The sequence below is a fragment of the Streptomyces sp. NPDC056987 genome (assembly GCF_042673865.1).
Lineage (GTDB): Bacteria > Actinomycetota > Actinomycetes > Streptomycetales > Streptomycetaceae > Streptomyces.
This window is the reverse complement of sequence record NZ_JBHURV010000005.1, coordinates 113,174-139,953: the sequence shown is the minus strand read 5'-3', so window position 1 is coordinate 139,953 and position 26,780 is coordinate 113,174. Positions and strand designations below refer to the sequence as shown.

At 71.8% G+C, this 26,780-nt stretch carries 20 protein-coding genes; 8 read left to right on the top strand and 12 right to left on the bottom strand.

The genetic code is table 11. From position 1 onward, the window contains the following. Window positions 1-5: 5 nt before the first annotated feature. The 3 genes from ACFTZC_RS08135 to ACFTZC_RS08125 all read right to left on the bottom strand — a co-directional run bounded on the left by ACFTZC_RS08135 (window position 6) and on the right by ACFTZC_RS08125 (window position 2,778). Window positions 6-884, bottom strand: a complete 879-nt coding sequence (locus ACFTZC_RS08135; RefSeq protein WP_382887941.1) for an NAD(P)-dependent oxidoreductase — start codon at window positions 882-884, stop codon at window positions 6-8. After that, window positions 881-1,825, bottom strand: coding sequence for a sugar phosphate isomerase/epimerase family protein (locus ACFTZC_RS08130; RefSeq protein ID WP_382887940.1), 945 nt, complete (start codon window positions 1,823-1,825; stop codon window positions 881-883). The genes ACFTZC_RS08135 and ACFTZC_RS08130 overlap by 4 nt, the downstream gene beginning before the upstream one ends. Before the next feature lie 272 nt (window positions 1,826-2,097). Next, complete coding sequence (locus ACFTZC_RS08125; RefSeq protein ID WP_382887939.1) at window positions 2,098-2,778, bottom strand: GntR family transcriptional regulator; 681 nt, start codon at window positions 2,776-2,778, stop codon at window positions 2,098-2,100. Window positions 2,779-2,864: 86 nt separating this feature from the next. On the opposite strand from ACFTZC_RS08125, the gene ACFTZC_RS08120 reads away from it, so the two are divergent. Continuing rightward, window positions 2,865-4,634: a dihydroxyacetone kinase family protein gene (locus tag ACFTZC_RS08120; RefSeq protein WP_382887938.1), complete on the top strand. Its 1,770-nt coding sequence runs from the start codon at window positions 2,865-2,867 to the stop codon at window positions 4,632-4,634. A 106-nt stretch (window positions 4,635-4,740) separates the two neighbouring features. Next, window positions 4,741-5,199: a ribose-5-phosphate isomerase gene (locus ACFTZC_RS08115; RefSeq protein ID WP_382887937.1), complete on the top strand. Its 459-nt coding sequence runs from the start codon at window positions 4,741-4,743 to the stop codon at window positions 5,197-5,199. On the opposite strand, the gene ACFTZC_RS08110 is transcribed toward ACFTZC_RS08115, so the two are convergent. Further along, complete coding sequence (locus ACFTZC_RS08110; RefSeq protein ID WP_382887936.1) at window positions 5,184-5,900, bottom strand: amidase family protein; 717 nt, start codon at window positions 5,898-5,900, stop codon at window positions 5,184-5,186. The two genes, ACFTZC_RS08115 and ACFTZC_RS08110, sit on opposite strands and share 16 nt — an antisense overlap. On the opposite strand from ACFTZC_RS08110, the gene ACFTZC_RS08105 reads away from it, so the two are divergent. Then, window positions 5,875-6,129: a hypothetical protein gene (locus tag ACFTZC_RS08105; RefSeq protein ID WP_382887935.1), complete on the top strand. Its 255-nt coding sequence runs from the start codon at window positions 5,875-5,877 to the stop codon at window positions 6,127-6,129. The two genes, ACFTZC_RS08110 and ACFTZC_RS08105, sit on opposite strands and share 26 nt — an antisense overlap. A gap of 116 nt (window positions 6,130-6,245) precedes the next feature. Further along, entirely contained in the window at window positions 6,246-7,214 is a 969-nt protein-coding gene (locus ACFTZC_RS08100) for a threo-3-hydroxy-L-aspartate ammonia-lyase (protein WP_382887934.1), read from the top strand. Between the two features lie 44 nt (window positions 7,215-7,258). On the opposite strand, the gene ACFTZC_RS08095 is transcribed toward ACFTZC_RS08100, so the two are convergent. Next, window positions 7,259-8,302: an NAD(P)-dependent alcohol dehydrogenase gene (locus ACFTZC_RS08095; protein ID WP_382887933.1), complete on the bottom strand. Its 1,044-nt coding sequence runs from the start codon at window positions 8,300-8,302 to the stop codon at window positions 7,259-7,261. 117 nt (window positions 8,303-8,419) lie between these two features. Between ACFTZC_RS08095 and ACFTZC_RS08090 the strand changes: the two genes are divergently transcribed. Continuing rightward, the gene (locus tag ACFTZC_RS08090) at window positions 8,420-9,343 is read left to right on the top strand and encodes a helix-turn-helix domain-containing protein (RefSeq protein WP_382887932.1); all 924 of its coding nucleotides are present in this window, start codon (window positions 8,420-8,422) and stop codon (window positions 9,341-9,343) included. Between the two features lie 47 nt (window positions 9,344-9,390). Here the strand turns inward: ACFTZC_RS08090 and ACFTZC_RS08085 are convergent, their stop codons facing one another. Further along, window positions 9,391-10,317: an MBL fold metallo-hydrolase gene (locus tag ACFTZC_RS08085; RefSeq protein ID WP_382887931.1), complete on the bottom strand. Its 927-nt coding sequence runs from the start codon at window positions 10,315-10,317 to the stop codon at window positions 9,391-9,393. 229 nt (window positions 10,318-10,546) lie between these two features. Here ACFTZC_RS08085 and ACFTZC_RS08080 point away from each other — a divergent pair, with 229 nt between their 5' ends. From ACFTZC_RS08080 to ACFTZC_RS08070, 3 genes are read left to right on the top strand one after another with little or no spacing between them, the layout of a single operon-like run. Next, a complete protein-coding gene (locus ACFTZC_RS08080; protein ID WP_382887930.1) occupies window positions 10,547-10,765 on the top strand; it encodes a hypothetical protein in 219 nt (72 codons plus the stop codon). Continuing rightward, on the top strand, window positions 10,752-12,137 hold the full coding sequence (locus tag ACFTZC_RS08075; RefSeq protein ID WP_382887929.1) for an amidase: 1,386 nt from the start codon (window positions 10,752-10,754) through the stop codon (window positions 12,135-12,137). Before ACFTZC_RS08080 ends, ACFTZC_RS08075 begins: the two co-directional genes overlap by 14 nt. Before the next feature lie 28 nt (window positions 12,138-12,165). Continuing rightward, the gene (locus ACFTZC_RS08070; protein ID WP_382887928.1) at window positions 12,166-12,729 is read left to right on the top strand and encodes a TetR/AcrR family transcriptional regulator; all 564 of its coding nucleotides are present in this window, start codon (window positions 12,166-12,168) and stop codon (window positions 12,727-12,729) included. 39 nt (window positions 12,730-12,768) lie between these two features. Here the strand turns inward: ACFTZC_RS08070 and ACFTZC_RS08065 are convergent, their stop codons facing one another. From ACFTZC_RS08065 to ACFTZC_RS08040, 6 genes are all read right to left on the bottom strand, one after another. Continuing rightward, on the bottom strand, window positions 12,769-13,899 hold the full coding sequence (locus ACFTZC_RS08065; RefSeq protein ID WP_382887927.1) for a mandelate racemase/muconate lactonizing enzyme family protein: 1,131 nt from the start codon (window positions 13,897-13,899) through the stop codon (window positions 12,769-12,771). Between the two features lie 68 nt (window positions 13,900-13,967). Continuing rightward, window positions 13,968-16,301: a glycoside hydrolase family 95-like protein gene (locus ACFTZC_RS08060; RefSeq protein ID WP_382887926.1), complete on the bottom strand. Its 2,334-nt coding sequence runs from the start codon at window positions 16,299-16,301 to the stop codon at window positions 13,968-13,970. Window positions 16,302-16,484: 183 nt separating this feature from the next. Beyond that, window positions 16,485-20,378, bottom strand: coding sequence for a glycoside hydrolase family 2 TIM barrel-domain containing protein (locus ACFTZC_RS08055; RefSeq protein ID WP_382887925.1), 3,894 nt, complete (start codon window positions 20,376-20,378; stop codon window positions 16,485-16,487). A gap of 210 nt (window positions 20,379-20,588) precedes the next feature. Beyond that, window positions 20,589-21,710 (bottom strand): aminotransferase class V-fold PLP-dependent enzyme, encoded by a 1,122-nt coding sequence (locus ACFTZC_RS08050; protein WP_382887924.1) that lies wholly within the window; start codon window positions 21,708-21,710, stop codon window positions 20,589-20,591. A 70-nt stretch (window positions 21,711-21,780) separates the two neighbouring features. Further along, window positions 21,781-24,624: a beta-L-arabinofuranosidase domain-containing protein gene (locus tag ACFTZC_RS08045; protein ID WP_382887923.1), complete on the bottom strand. Its 2,844-nt coding sequence runs from the start codon at window positions 24,622-24,624 to the stop codon at window positions 21,781-21,783. A 264-nt stretch (window positions 24,625-24,888) separates the two neighbouring features. Beyond that, window positions 24,889-26,649 (bottom strand): DUF6055 domain-containing protein, encoded by a 1,761-nt coding sequence (locus tag ACFTZC_RS08040; protein WP_382887922.1) that lies wholly within the window; start codon window positions 26,647-26,649, stop codon window positions 24,889-24,891. Between the last annotated feature and the right edge of the window lie 131 nt (window positions 26,650-26,780).

Sequence of the window (26,780 nt, the reverse complement as noted above, 5' to 3'; positions counted from 1 at the left end):
ACTCCTTACGGGTTCTGGGCGGCGTTCTGGAACATGCGGATGACACTGGAGTCGTCGTTCCGGCCCAGCCCCTGGCGGCGGGCGCGGGAGAACAGGGCCGCCGCCTGCTCGGTCAGCGGGGTCACGGCGCCCGCTTCCCGCGCCGCGGCGAGGACGAGGGAGGAGTCCTTGACGAAGATGTCGATCGCGCTGAGGACCGGTGGGGTGCCGGTGTCGAGCATCCGCGGTCCACGGTCGCTCAGCATGAACGAGGACGCGGCACCGGACTCGATGGTGGCGAGGACCTGTGCCGGGTCGAGTCCGAGGGTACGCGCGAACTGCAGCGCCTCGCCCGCGGCCGCGAGGTGCACGGAACACAGCAGCTGGTTGACGAGCTTCACCGCCTGGCCGTCGCCGACCCGGTCCCCGCAGTGGGCGATCCGTGAGGCCACGAGGTCCAGCACCGGCCGTACGCGGTCGAGTACGCCGGGGTCGGCACCGGCCAGTACGGTCAGCTCGCCGGTCGCGGCCCGCACCGCTCCCCCGGTGACCGGTGCGTCCACCACCCGGACGCCCAGGGCCTCCAGCCGGCGCCCCGCCTCGGCCACGCAGTCGATACCGACCGAGCTCATCAGGATCACGGTGGCACCGGCGGCGATACCGGCGTGCACACCGTCGTCGCCGAACAGGGCCCGTTCGAGTTGGGCCGGTGTGGCCACCATGACCACGACCGCCTCGGCCCCGCGGGCCGCCCGGGCCGCGCTGCCGACGGCCCGTGCGCCTTCGGCGGCGAGCTGGGCGGTACGGGCGGAGTCCGGGTCGAACACGGTCACCGGATGTCTGCGCAGCACGAGCCGGGCCATCGGCAGGCCCATGGCGCCCGCTCCGACGAACGCGACCTTCATCGGACCTCCCCACCGGGCCGGGCGGACACGGCCGGAGCACCGGGCACGGTACGGATGACGGATTCGGCCCGCGTAGTGGGCGCGGAAGGCGCGGTGGGCGCGGCAGGCGCGGTGCGGTCGGTGGACTCGGAACAGGCGGTGGCCAGGTGGCTCAGCGCGGATCGCACTTCCTCCTCCTTCGAGGCGAACGGGCTGTCGTGTGTTTCCAGCTCCAGGACGAGCGGACCTCGGTAGCCGGCCGACTCGGCGACGGCCAGCACCCGGCCGAAGTCGATGTCGCCCAGGCCCATCGGCCGGCGGATGTCCCCGGGCAGGGCGTCGCGCAGGTGGACGGTCGACACCCGCCCGGCGAAGTGCGGGAACAGTTCGGCCGGGTCTTCGCCGGAGGCCCTGACGTGAGAGACGTCCCAGGCCTGGGTGATGCCGGGTGCCAGTATGGCGAGGAGTTCCGTGGTGCGCGCCATGGTGTTGACCAGGCGCAGGTAGTGGGGTGCCTCGACGGTCAGTTCCACGCCCGTCTCGCGGGCGTGGCCGAGCACGGGCTCCAGTCCGTCGGCGACCCGGCGCAGTTGTTCCCCGGCCGGGATGGTGCGGTCCTCGGGTTCACCGCAGGTGAGGACCAGCCGCGGGCTCGCGACATCGGCGCAGAAGTCGAGCAGCCGGTACATCGCCTCCCGTACGGCCGTGTGGTCGGCCCGGGTGGTGAAGGAGCCGGGATCGGCGTTGACCCCGGTGACGGTCAGGGACGTGGCCCGGACCTGGTCCGCGACGGCGGCCAGCTCGGCGGCGGTGCCACGCGGCGGAACGTGCTCGCACAGCCCCGCCAGGGCGCCCAGGTCGGCCTGGTGGAAGCCGAGGCCGGCGATGGTGTCGAGCGCACGGGGCAGTGCGCGGTCGCGGAAGGTGATGGTGGAACAGGACAGGGGTGGCAGCGTCGGCATGGCGTATCCGGTCTCTCAGCCTCGGGGGGGGGAAGGGATCTGCTCTCCGGCTGGGCCCTGTCTGACAAATAGCGCCGTCCGCCCCTTGGGGCGGGGCTCGCGGCGTCTGGTGCACTGCACTCGCTCCGCTCGCTCCGTCTCGGCACATTGATTCGTCCTGTGGACGCCGAGCGCAATCGCAGGGCGGAGGATCGCCCGTGTAGGACGTACTCGGGCGACTCCGACAACGCAGCGAGTGTGCGTGCCAGGCGTCGCGAGCCAGGCGGGATTTGTCAGACAGGGCCTAACGGGGTGGCCCGGGCGTCGCCCGCGTAGCGGCGGGAGAAGTCGCCCATGTGCGCGGAGACGACGGAGGCCGCGTGCGCGGGGTCCCCGGTGGCGATCGCGTCGACGATGGCGATGTGGTCGGCGTAGCGCATCCGGCCGCTCGCCCGGGCGGGCCCGGCGGCGATGATGATCATCTCGATCTGGCCGATCAGACGGCCCCATACGGTGTTGAGGGTGTCGCTGCCCGTCAGCCGGCAGAGCCTCGCGTGGAAGGCGAGGTCCAGCTCGATCTGCCGGCCGAACGACAGACCGGCCTCGTTCAGCGGCTGGAGCAGCTCGCGCAGTTCGGCCGCGGTCTCGTGCCGGTCGGGGCGCCGGGCCAGCTTGGTCGCGGCCAGCACCTCCAGTGTTTCGCGGACCTCGAAGACCTCGCGGATCTCCTGCGGGGACAGCTCCCTCACGTGCATGTGGCCGCGGCCGTCGCCGACGACCAGGCCCTCCGCCTCCAGGGGGCGCAGGGATTCGCGCAGGGTCCCGCGGCTCACACCCAGTTCGCCGCTGAGGTTCACCTCCACGATGTGTTCGCCGGGGCGGAGCATCCCGGAAATGATCTGTTCTCGCACGTAAGTGGTGCAGCGCTCGCGCAGTGTGCCGCGGCTGAGCGCGGTGGGGACACCGTTCGTCATGGCCAGAACCGTACTTGTTGACATTTTTTTGTCAACAGTTACGTTGGGGAAACACAACACAGGACGAACGGAAGGATGGGGAGTACGTGACGCGACTGTGGAACACACCGGACGACTTTCCCGACGAGATGCTCGCCGGGTTCGCCGCGGCGAACGGCCGGTGGGTGCGGCGGGTGCCGGGCGGTGTCGTGCGCTCGACGCGGGACGAGCGGCCGACGGTGTCGGTGGTCGTCGGAGGAGGATCGGGCCACTACCCGGCCTTCGCGGGACTCGTCGGCCCCGGCCTGGCGCACGGCGCCGCGGTGGGCAATCCCTTCTCCTCCCCCTCGGCGCACCAGGTGGAGTCGGTGGCGCGAACCGCCGAGCAGGGCAAGGGGGTTCTGCTGTCCTACGGCAACTACGCGGGCGATGTCCTGCACTTCGGCGAGGCCGAGGCCGCCCTGCGTGCCGACGGCATCGACTGCCGTACGGTACGGGTCACCGACGACGTGTTCAGCGCCCCCGCCGACCGCGCCGACCAGCGGCGCGGAATAGCCGGGGACCTCGTCGTCTTCAAGATCGCCGGGGCGGCGGCCGCCGCCGGACACGATCTCGACGCCGTGGAGGCCCTGGCACGCAGGGCCAACGAACGCACCCGCTCGATGGGCGTCGCCTTCTCCGGCTGCACCCTCCCCGGGGCCGGCCGGCCGCTGTTCACCGTCCCGGAGGGCCGGATGGCCATCGGACTGGGCATCCACGGTGAGCCGGGCATCGCGGAGGTGGACCTGCCGACGGCCGACGGGCTCGCCGAACTCCTCGTGGAGCGGCTGCTGTCCGGGGAGGAGACGCCCCTGCCGGACGGGCCGCGTGGTGCCCGGGTCGTCGCCCTGCTCAACGGCCTCGGCTCGGTGAAGTACGAGGAGTTGTACGTCGTCTACCGGCGCGTCGCCGAACTCCTCGACACCGCCGGTGTGTTCGTGGCCGACCCGCAGGTGGGCGAGTTCTGCACCAGCTTCGACATGGCGGGGGTCTCGCTGACCCTGCTGTGGCTCGACGACGAGTTGGAGCGGCTGTGGTTCGCGGCGGCCGACACCCCGGCGTTCCGCACCGGAAGCGTCGACGCCCCGCTGCCGCGGTCCGTACGGATTCCGGCCGCGGAGGGGGCCGGGGCGGCCGGCGGAGCCGCGGTGGCCGGGACCGGATCCGGGCCGCCGCCGGAGGCGAGTGAGGAGTCGCGCCGGCTCGCGGCCCGCATCGCCGACATCCTCGACGCCGCGCACACCGCGATCGACGCCACCGCCGAGGAGCTGGGCCGTATCGACGCGGTGGCCGGGGACGGCGACCACGGCATCGGCATGCGCCGCGGGACCCGCGCCGCGGCCCGCGCCGCCACCGCGGCGGCCGGGCAGGGCGCGGGCGCGCTGACCACGCTCGACGCGGCGGCGAGCGCCTGGTCGGACAGGGCGGGCGGCACCTCCGGCGCCATCTGGGCGGTCATCCTGCGCGCGGTGGGCCGTGAACTGGGCGACGGCCGCGCCCCCGTGGCGGCGGACCTCGTGCGCGGGCTCAACCGCGCCGTCGAGCAGGTCACGTCCTACGGCAAGGCGGTGCCGGGCGACAAGACCCTGGTCGACGCGCTCGTACCGCTGGCCGACACCTTCGCCGCGGCCGTCGCGTCCGGCGCCGATCCCGCCACCGCCTGGGCGAAGGCGACGGCCGCGGCCACCGCCGCCGCGGACGCCACCGCCGGCCTGCTCCCCCGCCTCGGCCGGGCCCGCGTCCACGGCGAACGGTCCCTCGGCACCCCGGATCCGGGCGCCGTCTCCCTCGCCACGCTCGCCGGGGTCGTGGCGGGATTCTTCCCCTCGGCCGGATGACCTCCCCTCGGCACCGGGACCCGACGGCCCGGCAACTGCCCGCTCCGCACACTCCCGGCCCTCAGGGCCCCAGGGGCTCAGGCCCACGACGAACGGACTCCCCCTCATGAACGCCTGGCGCCTCGTCGTCGGCTCGGACGACGCAGGATTCGAGTACAAGCAGCGCATCAAGGCCGATCTCCAGGACGATCCCGAAGTGGCCCAGGTGCTGGACATCGGTGTGAACGCCGACGGGCACACCCCTTACCCGACCGTGGCCATCGAGGCCGCCGAGATGATCGCGCGAGGCGAGGCCGACCGGGCGATCCTCGTCTGCGGGACGGGACTCGGGGTGGCCATAGCGGCCAACAAGGTCAAGGGAGTGCGCGCGGTCACCGCCCATGACAGCTACTCCGTCGAGCGGTCGGTCCTCTCCAACAACGCGCAGATCCTCTGCATGGGACAGCGGGTGGTGGGCATCGAGGTCGCCCGCCGGCTGGCCAGGGAGTGGCTCGGCCACCGGTTCGACACGGCCGGCCCGTCGCACGCGAAGGTCGCCGAGATCGACCACTACGAAGCACGGTGATCCGGTACCGCCCCCGGGCGCCGCGTGCCGGAAGGAGCGCGCGGCGGCCCCGGGGCACGGGCCGCGGTCACCCGGGCCGCGCTCACCCCAGGTCGGGCGCGCGCCGGGAGCCGGTCGCCCGCCAGTGCCAGCATCTCCGCCTCGTGGTACGGGAGGGCCATGAGCTCCAGACCGACGGGCAGACCGTCCTCGGTGAATCCGGCCGGGACGGTGATGGAAGGCATCCAGAGCTGGGACGCGATCACCGTGTTGGTCGGGAACTCCAGGCAGGTCCAGCGCGAGGCGAGCACATCGGCGTGGGTCGGCGCCGCGATGCGCACATCGGGGAAACACAGCGCGTCGAGACGGTGCGCGGCCATGACGCCGATGATGTCGCGCTGGAACCGCTCGCGGGCCTCCAGCCGCTGGTAGTACTCAGGGTCGTCGGCCGGGCGGGCCGGGCCGGTGGCGATTCCGGCGAACAGGTCAAGGTTGGGGTGGGCGAGGCCGTCGGCGTACACCTGGGCGACGGAGGTGGCCTTGATCCCGGGACGGGTCGCCAGGAACGCGTCCATGTCGGCGCGGGAACGGGAGAAGTACACCGACGTATAGGCCACGTAGTGGTCCAGATCAGGGACCTCGACGTCGACGAGTTCGGCTCCGCCCGCCACGATCGGGTCGAGGGCGACGGTCTTCGTGGACCTCCTCGACCGCGATCTCATCCAGGCGCAGCACACGGCGCTCTTCGAGGCGATCCGCGATCAGCGGCCGGAGCGCGCCCGCGCCCGCCTGCTCGACCATGTGACCCACCTGGCCGAGGTACGGGCCCGGGCGCTGGCCGAGCGCGGGGTGAGCGAGGTTCCGATCTCCAGCCTGCTCCCCGAGGACGGGGGCGCGGAGAAGGCCGGTCCCGCCGCGCGGACCCGGCACAATCCCGTCGAGCGGGCCTGAGGGCGCTCCCGCGGGGTCCGGGCGTGCGCCGTCGGGCGTACGGCCGCCCCGCCCCGGCCGCCTGACGCGCTCACCCGCCCCGACCCGCCCAGAGGACCAGAGGACGAGAGGCCCCCATGACCGCCGACCTGCCCGTGACCTTCGACGACGTCCGCGAGGCCGCCGTACGCCTCGACGGCATCGCCCACCGCACACCGGTGCTGACCTCCCGCACCCTCGACGCCCTCGTCGGTGCGGAGGTGTTCATCAAGTGCGAGAACTTCCAGCGCGTCGGCGCCTTCAAGTTCCGCGGCGCCTACAACGCCGCCGCGCAGTTGTCACCCGGGCAGCTGGCCCGGGGCATCGCCGCGTACTCCTCCGGCAACCACGCCCAGGCCGTCGCGCTGGCCGCCCGGGAACTGGGCACCGGCGCCGTCGTCCTGATGCCCGAGGACGCCCCCGCGTCGAAGCGGGAGGCCACCGCCGGATACGGCGCGGAGATCGTCACGTACGACCGCTACACCCAGGACCGCACGGCGCTGGGCGAGGCGCTCGCCGCCGGGCGCGGCCTCGCGCTCATCCCTCCCTACGACCACCCGCACGTCATCGCCGGGCAGGGCACCGCGGCCCTCGAACTCTTCGAGGAGACCGGGGAACTGGACACACTCGTCGTACCCGTCGGAGGCGGGGGTCTCATGGCCGGCAGCGCCCTCACCGCCAAGGCCCTGTACCCCGGTACGCACACCGTCGGTGTCGAACCCGACAGCGGCGACGACACCAAACGCTCCCTGGAGGCCGGCGAACGCGTCACCATCCCCGTACCCCGGACCCTCGCCGACGGGCAGGCCCTGCCCACCCCCGGCGAGATCACCTTCGCCGTCAACCGACGGCTCGTGGACGGCATCGCCCTCGTGAGCGACGACGAGATCCGCGGCGCCATGCGCTTCGCCTTCGAACGGCTGAAGATCGTCCTCGAACCCAGCGGCGCGACCGCCCTGGCCGCGCTTCTCGCCGGACGCGTCGGGAGCCGCCCCCGGCGGATCGGTGTCATCGCCTCCGGGGGAAACATCGACATCCGGCGGTTCACCGACATCATCGGCGGTTGACCGGCCCAGGGGCGGTCGCGGACCGGTGGGCACAGCCGCTCGGCTCAGATCGTGGCCGTGTCGATCACGAAGCGGTAGCGGACGTCCGAGGCGAGCACGCGCTCGTACGCCTCGTTGATCCGGCTCGCCTCGATCAGCTCGATCTCGGCACCGAGACCGTGCCCGGCACAGAAGTCGAGCATCTCCTGGGTCTCGGCGATACCGCCGATCGCCGAACCCGCGAGGGTCTTGTTCCCGCTGATCAGGGCAAACAGGTTGAGGGCCACGGGCTCCTCGGGGGCGCCGACGTTCACCAGCGCGCCGCCCGTCCTCAGCAGGCCCAGGTACGCGCCGAAGTCCAGGGGTGCGGACACCGTGGAGAGAATGATGTCGAAGGTGCCAGCCAGGTTCTCGAAGGTGGCCGGGTCGCTGGTGGCGTAGTAGTGATCGGCACCCAGCTTCAGGCCGTCGTCCTTCTTGCGCAGCGACTGGGACAGCACCGTCACCTCGGCACCGAGGGCGTGCGCGATCTTGACGGCCATGTGTCCGAGGCCGCCCAGACCGACCACGGCGACCTTCTTGCCGGGAGCGGCGCCCCAGTGCTTCAGCGGGGAGTACGTGGTGATGCCCGCGCAGAGCAGCGGCGCGGCCACGTCCAGCGACAGCCCGTCCGGGATACGGACCGTGAAGTTCTCGTCGACGACGATCTTCTGCGAGTACCCGCCGTAGGTGGGCTCGCCGTCGCGGCCGACGGCGTTGTACGTGCCGACGTTCCCGGCCACGCAGTGCTGCTCCCGCCCGGCCAGGCAGTTCTCGCAACGACGGCAGGAGTCGACCATGCAGCCGACGCCGACCCGGTCGCCGGCCTTGAACTTCGTCACGCCGGGGCCGACCTCGGCGACGACACCGGCGATCTCGTGACCGGGCACCATCGGGAAGATGGCCTCGCCCCAGCCCTCACGGGCCTGGTGGATGTCGGAGTGGCAGATGCCGGCGAACTTGATGTCGATCAGAACGTCGAACTCGCCGACCGCGCGGCGCTCGACGGTGGTGCGCTCCAGCGGGGCCTTGGCGCTGGGAGCTGCGTATGCGGCAACAGATGTGTTCATGTCCCCAGAGTGCCTCCACGCACTCTGTTCACCCAGGTCACCGCTTTGCGTACGTCCAGTGGTCCTACTACTGGCGGGGTCAGGAACCTGGTCGTACGAAGGGGAATACTGGAAGGCATGGACGACATCCCCGCCACGGCCGACGGACCGGCCGCCCTCCCCGACGGCCTCGACGGCCGGGCCGAGCTCAGCGAGTTCCTGCGCACCCGGCGGGCCCGGCTCAAGCCTGAGGACGTGGGAATCCCCTCGCACGGGCGGCACCGGCGGGTGCCGGGGCTGCGACGCGAGGAGCTGGCCCAGCTGGCCGGGGTCTCGGTGGCGTACTACACACGCCTGGAGCAGGGCAACGGGCGGAATGTGTCGGCGGAGGTGCTCGACGCCATCGCGCGCGCCCTGCGCCTGACCGACGCCGAGCACGCACACCTCACCCACCTCGCCAAGCCGAAGCAGCAGCGCAGGAAGTACCGGGTGGCCAGGCGGCAGCCGGTGCGGGTGGCGCTGCAGCAGCTGCTGGAGTCGCTGGAGGGCGTGCCCGCGTACGTCAGCGGGGCGCGCTCGGACATCCTCGCCTGGAACCGCACCGCGGCGGCGCTGTTCGGCGACTGGGGCAAGCTGCCGCCCGGGGAGCGCAACTGGGCTCGGCTCACCTTCCTCTCCCCCGACTACCGCGAGCTGTTCCTGGACTGGGACTCGAAGGCGTCCGACATCGTCAGCTATCTGCGGCTGTACGCGGGCCAGCATCCGCAGGACCCGGACCTGTCGGCGCTCGTGGGTGAACTCTCCGTCAAGAGCGAGGAGTTCCGGCGGCTGTGGGCCACGCACGACGTGAAGGAGAAGGGCCACGGCGTGAAGCGGATGCGGCATCCGCTGGTCGGCGACCTCACCCTCGCGTACGAGACGATGCATCTCGCGGACGACCAGGAACAGTTCCTGTGCGTGTACCACGCGGAGCCGGGCTCCGCGGCGGCGGAGGCGCTGCGCCTCCTGGCGAGCTGGGGCACGGACACGGTCAGGGCGGACAGCCGGACTCCACACCCCTGAGACCCCGCGGTGTGATCGGGGGTTGTCCGCGTCCGTGGCGGGTGGGGTCAGCGGGTGACCGTCCGGGGAGCCGGTGGGACGGGTACGAGCCGGTAGGCGTCCCCGTACGTGATCACGCGGCCGGCGGTGGGCGGCGGGAAGTGGGTGCCCAGCACGAGGGTGCCGGTGTCGGCGAGCGAGCCGAGCAGGGCGCGGCGCGAGGCCTCGGACCGCTCCGGGTCGATGTCGACGCACGCGCCGATGGAGGGGTGGGCGAGCTGGACCGGGTGGTGGACGCAGTCCCCGGTAATCAGCAGGGTCTCCCCTCGGCTGATCAGCTGGACGGAGAGGTGACCGGGAGTGTGTCCGGGGGTGCTGATCAGGCGCAGGCCGGGGGCCGCCTCGACACCCTCGGCGGGTACGTCGACGAGGTCGAGCAGGCCCGCTTCCTCGACCGGGATCACGGAGTCGCGGAACATCTGCTCGCGCGGCTCGTCCATGGCGTGGGCGGCCCAGAACTCGCGCTCGGCGCGGGAGGTTACGTAGCGGGCGTGGGGGAAGGTGGGGACCCAGGCGCCGTCCACCCGCCGTGTGTTCCAGCCGACGTGGTCGGTGTGCAGGTGGGTGAGGATCACCAGGTCGACGCTCTCCGGGTCGTACCCGGCGGCCGTGAGGCGCTCGACGTAGTCGGTCCGCAGGTCGTGCCAGGCGGGGTTGGCCCGTGTCTTGCCGTTGCCGATACCGGTGTCGACCAGCACCCGCAGCCCGCCGACGGTGAAGGCGAAACTGTGGCTGTCGATGCGCAGGGCGCCGTCCCGGTCGGCGAAGTCGGGGCGCAGCCAGTCGTGCCGGTCGACGACGTCCCTGGTGGCGTCGGGCAGCAGCCAGGTGCCTACGGCGGGCGGCAGGAGGACTTCGTCGATGCGGTGGACGGTGACGTCACCCACCGTCCAGGAAGGGAGGGCGGTGGTCCCGTGGACCGGTGGAGGGTTCATGGTCGCTCGTTTCCTGGGGGTGGGGACGAAGTGCGCCGTCCGATGCGCGGTGTGAGGGGCGCGCCCGGCTGTGGTGAGGGGCGGCCCGGTGTGCCGCCGGGCAAGGGACCCTTCACCAAACGCAACCTGTTTGCGTTAAGTCACCGTAGAACCTAGAGTGCATTAACGCAAACTGTTAGCTTTTGCAGCGGAACTGCCTCACCCCCGGCAGCTACAGGAGAGGGCGCTCATGTCCGCCGATGACCTCACACCACCGGAAGCGGCCCGCTGGGCCGGCCGTGCCGGGCTCCCCCTGCCGGCCGACCGCCACGCCGCGGTGGCCGCCACCGTCAACCACATCCACTCCGTCGTCGCGGTCCTGCGCGAACTGGACTTCGCCGACACACCACCGGCCGCCGCCTACCGCGTGGAAGAGACGGAAGCGGAGGAGCCCGATGCAACCGTATGAACTGTCCCTCGCCGCGGCCGCCGACGCGATCCGGGAGCGGAGGCTCTCCCCCGTCGAGCTGGTGGACTCCGTCCTCGACCGCGTCGAGGAGGTGGAGCCACTCCTGGGGGCCTATGTCACCGTCACCGCGGAGCAGGCCCGCACGGCCGCGCGCGCGGCCGAACGCGAGATCACGGCGGGCCGCGCGCGTGGCCCGCTGCACGGCATCCCCATGGGGCTGAAGGACCTGATCGACGTCGCCGGCATGGCCACCACGGCCAGCTCCCGGGTCCGCGCGGAGCACCGCGCGCGGGCCGACAGCACGGTCGCCACCCGGCTGGCCGCGGCCGGCGCGATCCTGGTCGGCAAGACCCACACACACGAGTTCGCCTACGGTCTGATCACCCCGCAGACCAGCAACGCCCGGGACCGGAACCGGATCGCCGGCGGCTCCAGCGGCGGGTCCGCCGTCGCCGTCGCCACGGGCGGCGCGACCTTCGCCCTCGGCACCGACACCGGCGGATCGATCCGGGTGCCCGCCGCGCTCAACGGCGTCGTCGGCCTCAAGCCGACCTACGGCCTCGTCCCCCGCCACGGCATCACGTCCCTGTCCTGGTCGCTGGACCACGTCGGGCCGATCACCCGCACCGTCGAGGACGCGGCCCTGGTCCTCACCGCCCTGGCCGGCCACGACCCCCGCGACCCCGCCTCCCTGGCCACGCCCGACACCTCCGCCTACCGGCCGGGCGCGGGGACGGACCTGACCGGGCTGCGGATCGGCGTGCCGCGCACCTTCTACTTCGACCACATCGACCCCGAGGTCGAGGCCGCCGTCCGGAGCGCCGTCGACCAGCTCCGGAGCCTCGGCGCACGCCTCGTCGAGGTCGAGATCCCCATGACGCGCTATCTCCGGGCCACCCACTGGGGCCTGATGGTCCCCGAGGCCACCGCCTACCACGAGCGCACCCTGCGCGCGGTCCCCGAGCTCTACCAGGCGGACGTACGCGTCCTCCTCGAAGCCGGCGAACTCCTGCCCACCGGGGACTACCTGCGCGCCCAGCGCGCCCGCACCCTCATGCGGCAGGCGTGGGCGGAGCTGCTGAGGGAGGTCGACATGATCGCCGCCCCGACGGTCCCGGCGACCGCGGTGGAGACCGGCCAGTCCACCATCACCTGGCCCGACGGCACCACCGAGGGCGTCTCCGACGCCTACGTACGCCTCTCGGCCCCCGCCAACATCACCGGCGTGCCCGCGCTGTCCCTTCCCGTCGGCCATGACACGGCGAGCCTGCCGATCGGCATGCAACTGCTCGGCCGGCCCCTCGGTGAGGCCGCGCTGCTGCGGGCGGGTCACGCGTACGAGCAGGCACGCCTCGGCGCCACGACCTCTTGACGCAATGAAATTGCGTTAAGCTGACTGTATGAGTCCCAGACCAATGGCGCGCCCCGGCGGGCGCAGCGCCCGGGTGCAGGCGTCGGTGCACGCCGCCGTGCGGGAACTGGAGTCGGAGGTGGGCCGGGAGTCGCTGACGGTGCCCCTGATCGCCGGCCGCGCCGGTGTCACCCCCTCCACGGTCTACCGCCGCTGGGGCGATCTGCAGGAGTTGCTGTCGGACGTCGCGGTCGAACGTCTGCGGCCCGAGGCCCCGCCCGAGGACACGGGGGACCTGGGCTCCGATCTCGAAGCCTGGGCCGAGCAGTTCCTGGAGGAGATGGCCTCCCCCTCGGGCCGCGCCTACATCCGTGACGCCCTGCTCGGCGACCCGGACGGCGGCAACGCCGGTCAGTGCTCGGCCTACGCGGCCGAGCAGATCGATGTCATCCTCGCCCGCGCGGCCGGGCGCGGGGAGGACACACCCGATGTCGGGACGGTCCTCGACCGCGTCGTCGCCCCCGTCATGTACCGCGTTCTCTTCCGCCCCGACCAGCTCGACGCCGCCTACGCCCGCCGTCTGGTGACCGGGTTCCTCGGCGCACCGGCGTAGGGCCGTGCCTCCCCGCACCAACCGCGGAGAGGCACGGAGTCAGGCGAAGGACAGGTCCGTCGACTCGGCGCGGATGCGTTCCTCGTCGACCTCGACACCGAGGCCGGGAGCGGTGGGGACGGTCGCGACGGCCGAGACGATGTCCAGCTTGTCGACGTAGAGGCCGGACAGCAGCTCGGGTCCGTTCAGTTCGGCCGGCAGGGCCAGTTCCAACTGACTGAACAGGTGCAGCGCCGCCGCGAAGCCGATGCCGCAGTCGGTCAGGCCGCTGCCGAGCACCTCCAGGCCGCCGGCCAGGGCGACCTGGGCGGTCTTCAGGGCGTTGCGGATGCCGCCGGACTTGCAGATCTTCAGGACCACGAGGTCCGCGGCGTCGAGGCGTATGGCGCGCGCCAGGTCCTGGGCGGTGAAGCTGCCCTCGTCGACGGCGACCGGAAGGTCGATCATGCTCCGCAGCCGCCGCAGGCCGAGGAGGTCGGTACTCGGCACGGGCTGTTCCACACAGTGGATCCCGGGTATGCCGCGCAGCGCGCTCAGCAGGTGCCTGAGTACGCTCGGCCGGTAGGACTGGTTGGCGTCCAGCCAGATGGGCTTGCCCCCGGCGACCTCCGCGACGGCCCTGACGGCCGCGGCGTCGGCGGCCGGGTCGCCGCCGATCTTCACCTTGAACGCCGGGTAGTGGGCGGAGGCCCGCGCGTGCTCGCGCACCGCGGACGGCTCCCCCACCCCGATCGCCGAGCAGAGCGGCACGGTGTCGCGCACCCTGCCGCCCAACAGGGCGTGCACGGGCAGCCCCGCCAGTTTGCCCGCCGCGTCGTGCAGGGCGATGTCGACGGCGGCCCGGGCGAACGGAAAGCCGCCGGAGACCGAGGGGGCCAGTCGGCGGTTCGCCCGCGCGTGGAACAACTCCACGTCGAAAGGGCTGAGTTGGAGCAGGATGGGGGCGAGATGCCGCTTGATGACCACGGCGATCGTCTCGGCGGTCTCATAGCTCCAACTCGGCAGGGCCCGCTGCTCGCCCCAGCCGACGACCCCGTCCTCGGTGGTCAGCCGGACGAAGATCACCGGCTCCGCCCGGTCCGGGGTGCCGACGGTGCCACTGCCGAGCACGAACCGCCGGGCGAAGGGTACGGCCACGGGGAAGACGTCGACCGCGGTGATGCGCGACATGGGGTGCGGGGTCCTTTCGGCGGAGGGGCCGTACCGGGGCCGTACGAGCCGTCGCGGGCGCCGGGGGTTCAGTCCGGCAGCCCCCAGGGCCGTGCCTCACCGACGGCGGGTACCTCACGCGGACTCAGGTCCGGGCGGGTGCCGCGGGGGCTGACGACGGCGGTCCCCTCCCGTCCGAGCGCGATCTCGATCCGGCCGGGCGCCGTCTCCCGGTGGCGCAGCCGCCGGCCCCGCTCGTCCCGTACGTCGACCGCGCCGTCGATGCCGTGGTCGAGGACGAGGGGTGCGCCGGCCTCGCTGTGGACCCGTACCCACCGGGTCCGGCCGCCCGACCGGTCCGCGTCGACGAGGAACGCGCCCTGGGTGCGCAGGGACTGGAAGGAGAGGTCGGGCCAGCGTGACGACACCGAGGGGAGGACCCGGACGACGCCGCCATGGCTCTGCACGGCCATCTCCAGGACCGACTGGGCCGCCGCCAGCGGGCTTTCCGTGCCGAGGTTGCCGTCCTCGACGTACATGGTGTTCGGGGTAAGCCGGGCGCCCCAGTTCTGGTGGACGACATTGCCGTCGGTGAAGAACGTCAGGAAGTCCAGGGCCTCCTCGGGCCGTTCCATGAGGGAGGCCATGACCGAGGCGACGGCGTAGCTGTAACCCGCCCACAGGCCACGGTCCTTGACCCAGTGGTCGAACGTGGTCCGCATGATGTCCCGGTCGGCGGGCCGGTCCCAGGTCAGCTCGTGGAGGGGGTACAGCCACAGCATGTGCGAGAAGTGCCGGTGGGATTCGGTGAGCGGCTTTCCGGCGCCGATGATGATGCCCGTCGTGTCACGCGGGTAGTCGACCAGCCGGGTGAGGATCTCGCGCCAGCGGCCGGCGCGCGGGTGGTCCGTACGGAGGACGGTCAGGCAGTCGAGGAGGGTGGCGCAGCCCCAGCGGAGCAGGGAGAGATCGTAGGTGCAGTCGGTGGCGTCCGCCCACTCGGGCGACCGGGTGAGCGGCAGGTGGAGGCGTCCGTCGCCGCCCTCGTACAGGAAGTGGTCGTAGAAGTTCACCGCGTTGACGAGGATCGGGTAGAGGACGTCGCGCACGATCCCGATGTCCATGGTGTGGCGGTGGCTGAGCCAGATGTTGTGCAGGGCCCAGATGAGGTTGCCGTTGTTGTCGGTCTTGGTGGAGGTGCCGGGGATACCGACGGTCTTGGCGCCGGGCCGCAGCGTCCAGTCCGAGGGGTGGGCCAGGGCGTAGGTGCGGCCGTCCCGGTACTCCGGCGGGACGGAGACCGGCAGGTGCTTCTCGAAGTCCTTGAACGTGGAGGTGACGGAGTCGAGTTCGGGGTGGTTGGAGCCCTGGATCAGCCAAGTGGCGATCTGCACGTTGAGGTTCCACCAGACCGCGGTCCAGCTGCCGCCGGTCTCCGGGTACCAGGGCCCCCACTCGGACATCGAGGGCCCGCCGGCCCGGGTGGCGCAGGCGGCCTTGTAGAGCTGGATCCAGTAGAAGTCCTGAATGCGTTTGTCGGGTAACGACAGCAGGCTGCGCCGGTAGAAGCGGTGCCACCAGTCGCGGTGTTCGCGCACCAGCCGGTCCGGGTCCGCGGCCAGGGTGCGGGACACTTCGGAGAGGGCCGACTCCGTCGTGCCCGACAGGTCGTCGGGGAAGCGGTAGACGATGTGTGCGGCAAGCAGCCTGGCGGTGCCGGAGCGCCGTTCACGCCAGGCTGTGGTCCAGCCGCCGCCCGCGATCAGCGGCTGTTCCACGTATCCGGTCCCCCGCGCGGAGCCGGTGCGGGGGTCGGGGTTGCCGGTGTAGTCGGCGGGTTTGTCCTTGGTGCGCGGCGAGGTCGCGGGCAGCCAGGTGAACGACCAGGCCGCGGCCTCCTCGCCCGCGCTGGGCCGGGTGGAGATCAGCAGCGCGGTACGGGTGTTGTGCACCAGCATCGAGAAGCGGACGCTGCCCCGGGTCGTGGTGATGGTGCCGCGCAGTTCGGCGTCCCAGAGGTCCAGGGTCCAGTCGACACCGGTCACCTCGCCGGCCAGCGTGAGGTCGAAGTGGCCGATGGGCAGGCGGGAGAAGCCGTAGGGGGCGCGCCACTGCGGCCGCTGGTCCTGCACCTGGCCGTGACTGACCATGACTTTCACCGAGTTGGGCGTCGCGCCCCGGTAGACCTGGGCGCCGAGCAGGCCGTTGCCGAGGAAGGGGCCGTCCTTCCAGTCGCCGGGCATCCGCCGCCACCGCAGGGCGGCGGCCCTGACCACCCGTTCGTGCAGGCTCCGCGCTCCGGCGGAGTCCCGGGGCGCCGCCAGGACGGCACCGGACCCGGCCGACCAGCCGGCGGCCGCGACGGCGGCCGCCGTGCCGATCGCGCCTCTTCGAGAGATCCCGTTCCCTGTCGTCGGGGTCACGTATATGCCTCCCATGTCAGGTGGTGAACCTCCTGGCATGGTGCAGGCCCTTACGGCGACAGGGGAAGACCTCCGACGTATCGGAATTCCGGCGTCGACAAATTCGCAGGTGAAACGGGATCCCTCAATTTCCCTCCGACCAGGAGGCCGCCAGTCGACCGATGTATCCGACGTATCCGGCCCCTACGAGAACTCCCCTGCCGTCGGTCGGCGCGTCGCATCCGTCGCCTCGCCGACGTCGGTGAGGGGGCGCAGCCGGTAGGTGTAGGAGTAGTCGCGGTCGGCGAGGAGCTTGTACTCGTCGTGGGTATGGGCGCCCCAGCTGTTGTCGCCGCCCACACCCATCTGACGGTGGTTCAGGCGTAGGACGACCGCGTCGCGCGGGGTGAGCTGGTAGTCGTGGCGCACTCCGCCCGACAGGTCCTCCGGGGTGAAGTGCGAGGCGTTGACCTCCAGGAGCGGTTCGCCGGAGACGAGCAGGCCGGCCCCGTCACGGCCGGTCAGCGCGGCCCAGCGGACGTCGGTCTTGTTGCCGTTCTCCTGCGGGCGCAGGTAGGAGGTCCACTGCCCGGCGACGGTGCCCGCGTACAGGCCCACATCGGTGCCGTTGTTGCGGTCCCACATGTTCTCCTCGGGACCGCGCCCGTAGTAGTGGAGGCGGTCCAGGTGCCTCGGCAGGAACAACAGGGTGCCGACCTCGGGGAGGTAGGGCAGGCTCGACGCGCCCGGGTGGAGGGTGTGGTCGACCTTGATCTCGCCGTTGCCGAAGACCGTGTACGTGGTGGTGTACGCCGACTCCACGGTTGTCGGCAGTGTGCCGCTGACCTTGATCTCGACGGCCTTGTCCCGCAGCGTGCGGACGCCGACCGCCGTGACCTCGCGCAGGGCGCCGGCGTCACGCCAGGTCTGGTTGCGGGTGTGCTGGCCGTTGCCCCGGTCATTGTCGGTGGGCGCCCGCCAGAAGTTCGGCACGGGGCCCGAGGTGATCAGCCGGACGCCCCGGGCCTCGTACGAGGTGATGGTGCCGGTGCCCTTGTCGACGGTGACGGAGAAGCCTCTTCCCGTGACGGTGACGGCCTTCTCGCCGTCCTCGTGGCGCAGCGCCGGTACGGTCTCCAGCGCCACCGGTGTCACGGCCGGACTGCCCGCGGCGACGGGCAGTTGCTGCTTGGCCGTCTCGAAACCGGCCTCGGCCCACTTGGCCGGCTCCTTGGTGGTGAAGGAGAGCTGCAGGAAGTACTCCGTGCCGGGCGCCGGCCTCGCCGGGACCTTGACGGGGACCGTGATGTCCTTGCTGGTGAGCGGGGCGACGTCCAGCTGGTCGCGGCTCAGTCTGCCGCGCTGGACGACCTTGCCGTCGGCGAGGAGTGACCAACGGCCGTCGAACTCGCGGAGGTTGGTGAAGAGGTACTCGTTGGTGAGGGTGACCCGGCCCGAGGTGACGGTGTCGCCGCCGACGGGCGCAGCGTTGATCGCCTGGTAGATCTGCTTGACCTCGACGGCCTTGCCGGTGCTGCCGCGGTCGGCGGTGACGATGCCGTCCCCGGAGAACGCCCCGTCGTTGGGGTTGTCGCCCCAGTCGCCGCCGTAGGCGAGGAACGTCCTGTCGCGGGGCCGCTTCTCGGTGAGGCCGACGGTGGCGGCGTCGAACCAGAACCGTACGCCCTCGTCACGGGGGCCGCGGCTGCCCGAGGCCAGTTCGGTGGCGCTCAGCGCCCGGGCGTACACACGCGCCCGGCGGATGGTGCCGCTGAACTCGCGGGTCGGGTTGTCGACGTCCGTGGCCAGGGCCAGCGGCGCGGTGTTGACGGCGGGGCCCCGGGGGGTGGTCCGGGTGGCCCGGACCGAGCCGTCGACGTGGAGGGTCAGCGTGCCGGCCCCGGCGTCGTAGACGCCCGCCACATGGTGCTCGCGGCCGGTCCAGTCGTCCGGCAGCGGCCAGCTCGCGGTGACCCACTGGCCGCCGTCGTGGATGAAGAACTCCATGGTCCTGCCGGACTGCTTCAGGGCGTAGTGGGTGTCGCCCTTGGCGATGATCGGCTGGTGATAGCCGGTGACGCCCGGGGTGACCCATGCCTCCAGCGTGAACGAGCCCGTCAGGTCGAGGCTCGCGTCCCGGGCGAAGACGGTGCCGCCCGAGACTCCGGTGGCGCGGGCGAAGGTGCCGCTGGGGGCGATGACCTCGCCGTTCAGGGCGGCGGGCCCGGACTCGGTGAGCAGCTTGCGCACCGGGGTGGGCCAGGTCAGGGCCTGGTCGACGAAGTCCCAGATCCAGCCGCCCTGGAGCACGTCGTAGCGGCGGACGAGGTCCCAGTACTTCTTGAAGTTGCCGCTGGAGTTCCCCATCGCGTGGGAGTACTCGATCATGACGTACGGCCGGGTGTCGCCCGTGTCCTTCGCCCGCGCCTCGACACGGGAGGGACTGTCGTACATCTCGGAGCGGATGTCACTGATGCCCGGGCGGTCGTCGCCCTCGTACTGGATGACGCGGGTGGTGTCGTAGGAGCGGATCCAGTCGTACATGGCGTTGAAGGTGCTGCCGCCGCCCGCCTCGTTGCCGAGCGACCAGATGACCACGGACGCGTGGTTCTTGTCGCGGTGGACCATGTTCTGGGCGCGGGCCACGCATGCCTCGGTCCATTCGGCGTGGCTGCCGGGGTAGTCGCCGCGGATGCCGTGGGTCTCCAGGTTGGTCTCGTCGACGAGGTACAGGCCGTACTCGTCGGCGAGTTCCAGCCACAGCGGGTTGTTGGGGTAGTGCGAGGTGCGGACGGTGTTGATGTTCAGCCGCTTGATGACACCGATGTCCTCGACCATGTCGGCGCGGGTGAGCGCCGAGCCGTGGACCGGGTGCATCTCGTGCCGGTTGGTGCCCCGGAAGGAGACCGGCCTGCCGTTGATGCGCATCAGCCCGTCCTTGAGCGCGAACTCGCGCAGGCCGACCCGGTGGGAGAGGGTCTCGACCACCTTGCCCGCCGGATCGCGCAGGCGCAGCACGGCGGTGTAGAGGTGCGGATGCTCGGCCGACCAGAGGCGCGGCGCGGGCACGGCCTTCGCGGCCTGTACGGTCGTCTCCTCGCCGGCGTCGAGCGTGAGGGTCTGCTGGAGCGGCCGGCTCCACACCGGGTGCCCGCCGACGTCGTACAGCTGGGTCTCGACCGCGTACCGGCCGGCGCCCTGGCCTCCGTAGTCGCGCACACTGGCGGTGACCGACAGTTCGGCCGCCGTGTAGTCGTCGCTCAGCGGGGTGTCGAGTTTGAAGTCGCGCAGATGCACGGCCGGTGTGGAGTACAGGTGGACCGAGCGGAAGATGCCGCTCAGCCGGATCATGTCCTGGTCCTCCAGCCAGTCGCCGTCGGAGTAGCGGTAGACCTCGACGGCGATCTGGTTGGTGCCCGGCTTGAGGTGCCGGGTGATGTCGTACTCGGCGGGATCGTAGGAGTCCTCGTGGTAGCCGACCAGTTCGCCGTTGATCCAGACGTAGTGGGCGGACTTCACTCCCTCGAAGTGCAGGAAGGTCCGCCGCCCCGCCCAGTCGCGCGGGACCGTGAAGGTGCGGCGGTACTGGCCGACGGGGTTGTAGCGGGTGGGGGCGGCCGGCGGCTGCGCCTCCTCGCCCTGGCCGTTGGCGCCCCACCACGGATAGGTGATGTTCACGTAGATCGGGAAGTCGTAGCCGTGCAGCTGCCACGCGGAGGGGACGGGGATGCTGTCCCAGGAGGTGTCGTCGAGGTCGGTGCGGTGGAAGTCGGTGTCCCGGTCGTCGGGGCGGTCGGCGTAGGCGAACTTCCACGTGCCGTCCAGCGTGAGCCGGTACGGCGAGCGGGTGCGATCGGCGGCCAGCGCCTGGCCGAGGGTCGCGTACGGCATCAGGGTGGTGTGCGCCGGCTCGGCTCCCAGCCGGAAGACGTTGATGCGGCCGTTCCACTCCGGGGCCCCGGCGACCGCCTCGCGCCGGCCGGCCGCGTAGGCCGGTACGGGCGGCGTGGACAGGGCGAGCGCGCCGAGGACGGCGGCTCCGCCCTCAAGGAGACGACGGCGGCTGACCGCCGTGGGAGACACGTGCGGGTGCGGCATGTCCGTGACCTTCCTCGGAGCGAACGGGAAACCACGTTCCTGATCAAGGCGCGAATACGGCGTGTGCGTAAGGAACTTGACGCTGCGTCAGATGACACGGGAGATGACGGTGAGGTCACCGGGTCAGCCTCACCCTAGGACTCGATCACAAACGAATCAATGATCCTGTCGGAATCTGTGCGTTCCTGATGGATACCCGGCCCGGAGTGGTCAGGAGGGCGCTCCCAGCACGGTCAGGGCCGCGTCGAGCGCGGCCGGTGCGGTGGTCGCGTGGATGCTGAAGCGGATGCGGTCGTCCCCGTGCACGGTCGCGGTCACGCTCGCCGCGTCGAGCCGTTGGTGGACGGCCTGGGCGGCGCCGTCCGCGATGCCCACCACGACGAGGCCCGCGCGCTCGTGCGGTGCGACGGGGGACAGCACCGGCAGGTCCGCGGCGAGGAGCCGGTCGATGAAGGCGGTCGCCGTCTCCTCGATACGACGCCGCACGGTGGCGACCCCGACCGACTCCAGCTGGGCGAGCGCCGTCGCGAGCGCCCCGGAGGCGAACGGTGATCCGTTGGTCGTCGAGAAGCGCTGCGCGCCGGGGAGCGGTTCGTGGGGCACGCCGTCGTAGTGGGAGGGGTCTTCGACACCGGTCCAGCCGCCGAGAACCGGCCGGAGGCGGGCGAGGCCCCGCGGGGACAGTGCCACGAAGCCCGTGCCCCACCCCGCTCTGAGCCACTTCTGACCGCCGACGACGAGTGCGTCGGCCACGGTCCAGTCCTGGTCGACGACACCGAACCCCTGGATGCCGTCGACCACGAGTAGGCGGTCCCCGATCGCCGCGCGGAGGCCGGCCAGGTCGGCGCGGACCCCGGTGCGGAAGTCCACCGCGCTGACCGCCACCGCGACGGTGTCCGGCGTGAGGGAGGCCGCCACGCGTTCGGGCGTCACCGGCGCGAGCCCGTCCCCGGGCACGGCGGGCAGCGTACGGACGGTGATGAGCCCGGCGTCCCGCGCCCGCCACCAGGCGTACAGGTTCGAGGGGAACTCCGCGCTGCTGACGAGCACCGCGCCGCGCGGCATGCCGAAGGCGATCTGGAGGAGACCGAACGACGTGCTGGGCGTCAGCGCCACCGCGCCGCGGTCGAACCCGGTGAGGCGCGCGACCGCCGCGAGCGCGTGCTCGTCCCGCGCGTGCAGTCCCGCCGAGGGGACACCGGCGCTCGCCTCCGCCGTGAGCCGGCCGATCGTCTCCACGACGGCGCGCGACGGTGGCCCGTAGCTGCCGAAGTTGAGATATCCGGTCGGCTCCGCGAAGGAGGCGAGGTAGTCGTCGAGCTCTGCCGTCACGCGGAAACTCCCTGGAGAACGGTCGGTCGGGAACACTCTTCATACCTCACGGCCCGCCGGCCGCCGGACGTCAGGGTTTCATCGGTGCCGCGGCCGCGGCCTCGGTGACGGCGGCGCCCTCCGCCCGGCTCAGCAGCCCGGCGGCCTCCCCCGCACGGACGGCGGCGGTCACCGCCCGCAGGAACGCCCGGCGGTCGGCGAACGGGGCGCCCGCCCACAGCCGGTCGAGGAAGGTCGTGCCGCTCGCGTCGGCACGGTTCGCGACGCCCGCGTCGGTGCCGGCGAACACGATCCGCGGCTCCTCCCGGCGGAAGTAGGCGTGGTACGGGTCGGTGTCGCCCAGGTAGAACGGCTCGAACGGCACCCCGCCCGCCGTGAACGTCATCGGCCGCTCCCCCGCCTCCGCGACGGCGGCGAGATCGCCGGAGAGCGTCAGGGACCCGTACCACGACATCGGCAGGGCCCCCGGGCTCGCCGACTTGGCGACGAGTGCGACGGGCCCGTGGAGCAGGGCCTGCAGACCGGGGTCGTCGAGGGCCCGCTCGACCCGCAGCCGGAACGGGAAGCGGGCCTCGACCCGGTCGCCGCTCCGCCAGGTCCTGGCGAGGCTCGCGTACCCGTCGCTGCCCACCCGTACGGTCTGCTTCCGGTCGTTGACCGTGATCGTGAAGCCGGAGCGGGCCCACGACGGCACCCGCAGGCGCAGGTCGAGCCGGCCGCCGCCGGTGATCGTCAGGGTGGTGGTGTCCGACCTGGGGTAGTCGCCGCGCTGGGTCACGGTCAGTCCCCGCTCCGCCCACCGCAGGGTCGACGGGAGGTACAGGTTGACGTAGAGCACGTCGCCGCGCGGTGAGCGGAGGTAGATGGAGTCCTGGTACTTGGTGTGGTTCTCCAGCCCGGTGCCGCCGCAGCACGTGCCGGTGTTGCCGTATCCCCGTCGCACGCCCGGGCCGACCGGCACCATGTACGTGACCAGCGGGTCGTCGGTGCTGTCGGTGTCCTGCCGGGAGGCGAGGATCTGGTTGACCAGTGTCTTCTCGTAGTAGTCGAAGAACCGGGCGTCCGGCGTGTGCAGGAACAGCCCCCGTGCCACCTTGAGCATGTTGTACGCCGCGCACGACTCGGCGTTGGTCGTCGTGACGATGCTGCCCGCGATGACGTCCCGTCCGCGGAAGACCTCGCCCTGGCCGGTGCCCCCGTGCACGTACGTGCGGTGCGGCACGACCATGTCGAAGAAGTGGGCGGCGGCCTTCCGGTAGTCCTCGCCGCCGCCGTTCTCGAAGAGGCGGAGATAGCCGAGGAACTGCGGGATGTGCTGGTTCGCGTGCTTGCCGTCGAGACTGTCGGTGCCGGCCACGCAGTCGGCGAGCAGCGCGGTGTTGTCGAAGCAGCGCGCCGTGGCCAGGAACGTCGTGTCGCCGGTCAGCGCGTACAGGTCGGCCATGACCTCGTTCATGCCGCCGTACTCCCCGGCGATGTACAGCGACCACATCCGGTCGAGCTGCTCGCGGGGCAGCGCGCCGAGCCGACTGTGCGCCCACTCCCCCATCCCGGTCGCGACGGCGAGCGCCGTGGTGTTGCCGGCGAGGGTGTACGCGTCGAGCAGCCCCCGCATGATCTTGTGGCAGGTGTAGTACGGCGCCCAGATCGCCGGGTACGTCGCGTACGACTCCAGCTGGATGAACTGCGTCTCGGGGTAGGCCGCGAGGAAACCGGCATGGCTCGGGCCGGGGGCGCCGCCGGGACCGGTGACGACCGCCGCGTGCCGGCCGCGGCCCGAGGAGTCGGCGACCGCCGAGCCGGACGTCTCGTCGAACCGGTACCAGGCGAGGTTGCCGTGCGTGCCGCCCTCGGCGGCGGCGAGCGTGGCGATCTCCGCCGCGCCGAGGGCACGGTCGTAGAGGTGGAACTCGTCGACGGTGCCGGCCAGGTGCGCGTCCCCGAACTGGGAACGGCCGATCCAGTTGTTCTTCGGGGCGCCCAGGTCGGCCGGCGAGAGCGTCATCGCCGGGTTCGTGCCGGCCACCGCGCCGTCGACGTAGAGGGTCCCCGTGCCGCCCGTGAGGGTGACCGCGAGATGGACCCACCGTCCGGCCGGCACGGGCGCGGCGCCGCGGATCCGCTGCTCGGCGGAGCTGCCGCCGGTGGTGATGGCGAAGCGGGGGCCCGCGCCGTCGTCGGCGGTCAGGAACATGTAGGTACCGGTGCCGGTGCCGAAGTCGAACACCCGCGACCAGGTCCGCTTCTCGGCGAGCCGTACCCACACGGCGATGGTGAACGTGCCGAGGCCGTCCACTGTGGCGTCGGGCAGCCCGACGTACTGTCCGTCGCCGGTGAGTTCGAGCCCGCCGCCGGCCCGGCCGGTCGACCATACGGCCGGTGGCAGCGGGGTGCCGGGCCGGCCGACCTGGGCGGTCCAGGCGTCCTGGCACTCCTTGAGCCCGGCGACGACGGCGTCGAGCTTCTCCTTGAACACGGCCTCCCCGGTGCCCGCCCACGCCTGGGCGAGCATCGACAGGAAGTGCCCGCTGTAGTGACCGCGCAGGTTGCCCGTCGCGTCGTCCCAGCCGCCCGGCGGCTCGGCGCCCCCGGTGTCCAGCCCCGCCGCGGCGCGGAAATTGCTGAGGATGCGGTCGACGGGGTAGGCGCGGGCGTAGGCGAGGATACGGTCGCGTTTCTCGGTGAACAGGCTCGCCCCGAGGTCGACCTGGTCGAGGGAGAACGGGGCCGCCCGCCACGACGCGGGAACCGGGAGGCGGTCGACCCGCGGCCGGCCACCGACGCCGACCGGCCCCACCGGGCCGGCCGGGGCCGCGGCCACCGGTCCGGCTTCGGCCACGCCGGCCAGGGTCGCACCGGCGGCCCCCGCTCCGTACCGCAGCAGCCGGCGACGGGACATCGCGTTGTGCGTCATATCTGCATTCACTCCCGGTCCGAGTCGGTAAAGGATTTCTTCGCTCATGGACGGCATCGCAATGCTTTTCCGAAACGTTTTCGGTGCCGATATCGACCGGCGGCGCCGGAAAGGCCCGCCGGGGTACGGCGGGCGGAACACGCTCCCGGCCCGGGGAGGCAGGACGGGCCGGGAGCGGGGGAATTCCGGCGGTCACCAGATCAAGAGCCTTTCCTCGGCGGGGACTTCACCGGTTCCCGCGGTCCGCCGAGGCGGCGGTCCGCCCTAAGAAATCGCCAGGTCGGCGCTGGGGAAGGCGGTGAACGACGGGTTGATGTCGGTCTCGCCGCCGCGGCCGTCGCAGCCCCGGTCCGGGTTGAACATCAGATAGGTGCCCGCGCCGCAGGTGAGGGCGAGTTCGGCGTCCCCGCCGACGACGACGTTCCCGGACAGGTTGGCGCCGCCCTGGATCAGGGCGTTGTCCTTGACCACGGCGTTGCCGCCGACGGTACCGCCGTTGACCCAGCCGAGCCCCTCGATGCGGGCGTTGCCGGTGACCGTACCGGCGTAGACCGCGGCCTTCGGGCCGACATAGGCCGTGGCGGCGACATTGGCGCTGTTGGAGACCCAGCCGCCGCCGTTGGCGTGCCAGTGTCCGCCGCCGGTCGCGGCGGGCTTGACGTGGCCGGGCTCGAAGCCGGACGGGGTGGCGCCGGAGAGGCGGAACTCGTACGGGAAGCGCCGGGCCTTGGTGTAGCCGTCCAGGAAGCCGTAGTGCGGCACCGCGGTCGGGGTGGCGGTGACGACCAGCCAGACCTCGCTCTCGCCGGACTGCAGCTGGAAGCTGATCTGCCCGTCGGTGCCCGAGGTCAGCGGCGAGTAGCGTGCCGCGCCGCCCCGCATCGCGACCAGTCCGAACGTCCAGCCGCTCGCGCCGGTCTCCGCGTGCCCCTTCAGCCGGATCTTCACGAGCCCCCCGGCCTGCGCGGGCACGAGCTTGATCTTGTTGAAGCCGTAGTCCGAGGGCGCCACCCGCGCGTTGATCCGGTAGTGGCCCAGGCCCTGGTCGACGGCCTCGACGTTGCCCCCGTTGTACGCGTTGAGGAAGCCCGCGCCGTACACGTTGTTGAGGAACGGCATCAGCGTCGAGCGGTTGCCGAAGTCGTAGTTGACGGTACGGGTGGCGTACTCGCCGACCCGCCGGTTCAGTTCGGACTGGCTGATCCCGGCGATCCGGCGGTACGTCTCCAGCGGGTGCTCGGTGCTGCGCGCCTCGTTCCAGATCCGGTTGAACATCGCGAGACCGTCCCGGTCCTTGATGTACTGCGCCAGCATCCAGTTGCCGTAGTGGTGCCGGCTGGAACTGAAGTACAGGTTCTCCGAGCGCAGCCAGCGGGTGAGGTCCCCGGCCGCGGTGGTGGGCAGCGCCTGCATCGCCATGAACTCGGCACTGGTCTCCCAGAACGTGCCCGCGCTCGGGTCGACGAAGCCGGCGCCGGAGCGGCCCAGGAACGTGTAGTTCTGGAAGACATGGGCGAGTTCGTGCGCCAGCCCCCACGAACCGGGCAGCGCGGCGCCCGGGGCGACGTTGATGACGCCGACCCTGTTGTCCACCGATCCGCCACTGGCCCAGGCGTCCAGCGCGGTGCGGTTCCAGGTCCGGGTGACGATCACGATGATCTTGTGCTGTGCCAGCAGCCCGGTCTCCGGGGTGAAGGCCATCGTGCTGACGTAGAACCGGTAGAGGTTCTCCAACTGGGTGATGACGCTGTTCGGGTCGAAGTTGTACGGCGAGGGCGCCGACACCGGGTTGGTGCCCGACTTCTCGCCCCACAGCAGGATGAAGTTGTCGGACTCCCGGCTCCGGTCCGCCGCCCAGGGCACCTCGCCCGTCTGGGTCCATCTCGCGGGGATGTAGACGGACTTCGCGGCGGGCGCCGACGCGCGGGCCGTCGCCGACGGCGCGACCGAGGCACCGGTCACCAGCGTGAGGGTCAGTACGACAGCGAGCCACAGTGGCCGTAATCGAGCATGCAGAAGCGTCACGACGGAAACACCATCCCGTTGGGGGCCGATGATGGGCGCCACGCCGACCTTTCGGGCCTTTTCCCGGGCACCGGACAAGGGCGGTGGACGCAGAGGACTCCGGTGCGCGCGTGCAGGCCGACACTGATGGA